Origin of the sequence: Methanospirillum sp., from assembly GCF_035560735.1 — an archaeon.
Classification (GTDB): Archaea; Halobacteriota; Methanomicrobia; order Methanomicrobiales; family Methanospirillaceae; genus Methanospirillum.
In genome coordinates, this window is sequence record NZ_DATMYY010000139.1 from 1 (window position 1) to 3,539 (window position 3,539).

The window sequence follows — 3,539 nt, forward strand, 5'->3', positions numbered from 1 at the left end:
ACATAATACTATATGGATCGAATGAGTGGACATAATCATGGCCTCAACTTGATGTCAGAAGCCAAAACAGCTGTTCTGACCACTATTGACGAGGATGGATGGCCTAGTACCAGGGCAATGCTCAACCTGCGAAACGTTGAAACCTATCCTGATCTTGCTCCGGTTTTTGATTCCCATCGGGGAGATCTTCTGATCTACTTTACCACCAATACTTCTTCTGGGAAGATAAGCCAGATTGGGAATAATGGAAAGGCTTCAGTCTATTATTGTGATCCTTTAACATGGCGTGGCCTGATGCTTGGCGGAACGATATCCATTGTATCAGATCCTGCCTTAAATGAGAAGATCTGGCAGAAGGACTGGACGATGTATTACCCAGGCGGTGTTCATGATACCGATTATTCGATACTCTGTCTTGTACCACGGGTTGCAAAGTACTATGAGTGCCTTGATTCTGTATCCTGGAGTCTCACAGAGAGCCAATGAAGTCACTCTCTGAAGGGGGTATCCTGATCTCTCAAGTTCACCAACTGGCCGGGCGGGTGTTTGCCCGTAAACTTCGCGAACATGGGCTCGAGGCGATCAATCCGGCACAAGGGAGGATCCTGTTTGCACTCTGGAAAGGTGATGGTATTCCTATTAGGGAACTTGCAAAGAGGACCAAACTGCAGAAGTCAACCCTGACAAGTATGCTTGACCGGCTCGAACAGGATGGACTGATTATCAGAAATCCGTCTGAAAAAGATAGGCGAGTCATTCTCATCTTCCTTGCACGGGACCATGAGATCATCAGGGATCTCTTCATTCAGGTATCATGCGAGATGATTGATGAGTTCTATGCCGGATTCTCACCAGAAGAGATTATGGATTTTGAGGAGAAACTCAAACGAATCATTAGAAATCTTCATGATGAGGATGGGTCAGAGGATCCTAATCTGGCCTAATTATGTGCTTGAGGATAATGCTTGACCGAAGGGTATGTATTGACCTTTGGTCAAAATTATACTGATGATAGGTATGATATGTCTGGACACTTTTGGTATATGCTATAATGGAAGGGATTGGTCATGAAACGCCAACAGATACGGAGGTTATTGCTTCTCCTGCTTTTTACAAGCATACCGGCAACTTTGTTCTATGTATCGCCGATCATCCTTTTGATGGGCACTTCTGAAGGGATTGCCACCGGAAGCATGATCCTGTTCATAGTTACATTTCTTTCTTCACTGATCCTTGGCAGGTTCTGGTGCGGATGGTTCTGCCCGATGGGTGGATTTCAGGAACTATGTGAAGGTATACAGGATAAACCGGTTAGCGGAGGACGACTTAACCTTATCAAATACGGAGTCTGGGTGTTCTGGGTTATCCTGATCATTACCACAATACTCTCTGCCGGAGGTATTCATTCAGTAAATATTTTCTATGGTACAACCTCCGGAGTCTCACTCACCGAACCGATCTCGTATCTGGTCTACTTCATTATCTTTGGCGGTATTTTTCTGTTGGCCATTGTTTCAGGAAAGAGGGGGTTCTGTCATTACATCTGCCCGACCTGTGTTTTATTAATCATTGGCAGGAAACTCCGCAATCTCTTCAGATGGCCTGCCCTTCATTTATCTTGTGACAAAAACCTCTGCACCGGATGCAACATATGTTCTAAAGCATGTCCAATGGGACTGGATGTCAAGGAGATGGTGGAGCAGGGGCAGATGGAAAATACCGAATGTATCCTCTGTGCCTCCTGCTCTGATATCTGCCCGAAAAGCGCCATCATGTATGGCTTTAAAAATTAACTTCAAATCATGACGATTGCTGAACGTAAAGAGCGGGAGCGGGAAGAGAGAAGAATGCAGATCATATCTGCAGCCGAACATCTCTTTTTTGAATACGGGTATGATCAGGTCTCTATGGAGCAGATTGCGAGGGAGGCAGAACTCTCAAAAGGGACAATATTTTTTTATTTTAAAAGTAAGGAGGCACTCTACTTCACAATAGTCCTGAAGGGAATCAAACTGTTCCATCAGATGATCAGTGATGCGGTGAATGAGTGCGAGGGTCCTGCAGTTAATCAGTTAGGAGCTCTGGGAATGGCGGGTATCAGATTTTCACGCGAATTTCCGGGGTACCGGTCAATGATTCTGCTCTTTAAGTCTGGACGGTTCTCACTTGATCAAAGGGAAATCTATAACGACGAAATAACCGAGTTCATCTCCCACTCTGAGGCCATGATTAGCCTGACAGAGGATATCGTGAAAAGTGGGGTAGAGGATAGATCTATTCGGAGCGATATCGATCCCATCGAACTTGCGATCATCGTCAGAATGATGATCAGCAGCGTGATGGACAAAAGTCCTGAACTCGTATGGTCACTTAAAAGGCGTGATATTGATGAAGACCTCCTCATCTCTCATTATCTAAACCTTGTTGAATCCATTGTCCGGGGGCATGGCAGTATTGACGGGTAATAGTCAGAAAAAAGAAGTTTATGAGATCTTCTGGATGGTTCGCATTATTGGCATCATCAGACGCCTCTCTTCATGGAGATCATATGTGATTATTACCAGCCTGTTCCTTCTCTCTTTTTATGCCGCTACAGGCAGACCCTTTGGGACACGTGAACTCGCAGCCTTCACCGGCGGTCTTGAAGTTCCTGACCTTTCTTTTGGATATACACCCTTGTCTGTATACTCTCTTATTGACACATACGGTCAGACCGGCAGGGATTTCTGGCTCTCCAGTATCCTTCCTCTTGACAGCGTATTTTCCATGTGTTACCTCCTCTTCTTTGCCATAACTCTGAGTTCCCTTCTCCGGTACCTGTATCCATACAGAGAAGAACTTCAGGGTCTGGTCATCATCCCGGTGATTGGCGGTATTTCAGATATCATTGAGAATCTCTGTTTTGTTGCAGTACTTCTGCTGTATCCTGTTCAGTACCCACAGATTGTGATTTTTGCCTCAGTATTTACAAAACTCAAGTTTGTAAGCAACATCTCAACGATGCTATTGATCATTATCACTCTGATTCTTGCAGCACTGGAAACAGGAAAAAAACTGATTGCCCGAAGAAATGATACCCTGTGAGATTTTGAAAAATGGGATTGATGATAGATCAGATGTAACGGTCACCAAACCGGTCTTTTATCGGATTTACCCGGATCATGATATCAATTCCTTCCCGCTTGATAACGTCATCTCCAAGGTTGAAATCCATGTTTATAGTCCCTCCTTTAATCTCTTCCTCTTCTCGTGATATGATTTCATGGCTATGCATCGGCTCGAACACTATCCCGTGGTCACCAGGAAATGCTCGACGGTGGTCATCTTCTCCAGTGAGTATCAGATCGGGAATCCCGTCAGGAAAAGCCTCACAGACAAGTAAATCATCAGGATTATTCTGGTAATAGTGTTTGCAGGTCTGACATGGGGAAAGAGGAATGTGACTCATAAATGATAGAGGTATTCTCATCAAAACTTCATAGATGTTCGGTCTCCTGTTTGCTTTTGTCCTGCTGGAACCCTGGAAAATATCATGATAT

6 protein-coding genes are annotated in these 3,539 nt (G+C 44.5%); 5 read left to right on the forward strand and 1 reads right to left on the reverse strand.

What is annotated here, in order from left to right:
• Nucleotides 1–51 precede the first annotated feature (51 nt).
• From VN429_RS04240 to VN429_RS04260, 5 genes are all read left to right on the forward strand, one after another.
• Entirely contained in the window at nucleotides 52–486 is a 435-nt protein-coding gene (locus tag VN429_RS04240) for a pyridoxamine 5'-phosphate oxidase family protein (RefSeq protein ID WP_325630139.1), read from the forward strand.
• Nucleotides 483–944: a MarR family winged helix-turn-helix transcriptional regulator gene (locus VN429_RS04245; protein WP_325630141.1), complete on the forward strand. Its 462-nt coding sequence runs from the start codon at nucleotides 483–485 to the stop codon at nucleotides 942–944. Before VN429_RS04240 ends, VN429_RS04245 begins: the two co-directional genes overlap by 4 nt.
• Nucleotides 945–1,067: 123 nt before the next feature.
• On the forward strand, nucleotides 1,068–1,793 hold the full coding sequence (locus tag VN429_RS04250) for a 4Fe-4S binding protein (protein WP_325630143.1): 726 nt from the start codon (nucleotides 1,068–1,070) through the stop codon (nucleotides 1,791–1,793).
• A gap of 9 nt (nucleotides 1,794–1,802) precedes the next feature.
• Nucleotides 1,803–2,465, forward strand: a complete 663-nt coding sequence (locus tag VN429_RS04255; RefSeq protein WP_325630145.1) for a TetR/AcrR family transcriptional regulator — start codon at nucleotides 1,803–1,805, stop codon at nucleotides 2,463–2,465.
• Nucleotides 2,446–3,084, forward strand: a complete 639-nt coding sequence (locus tag VN429_RS04260; protein WP_325630147.1) for a hypothetical protein — start codon at nucleotides 2,446–2,448, stop codon at nucleotides 3,082–3,084. The genes VN429_RS04255 and VN429_RS04260 overlap by 20 nt, the downstream gene beginning before the upstream one ends.
• A gap of 28 nt (nucleotides 3,085–3,112) precedes the next feature.
• Here VN429_RS04260 and VN429_RS04265 read toward each other — a convergent pair.
• The coding region (locus VN429_RS04265; RefSeq protein WP_325630150.1) for a hypothetical protein at nucleotides 3,113–3,539 on the reverse strand (427 nt) is incomplete at its 5' end.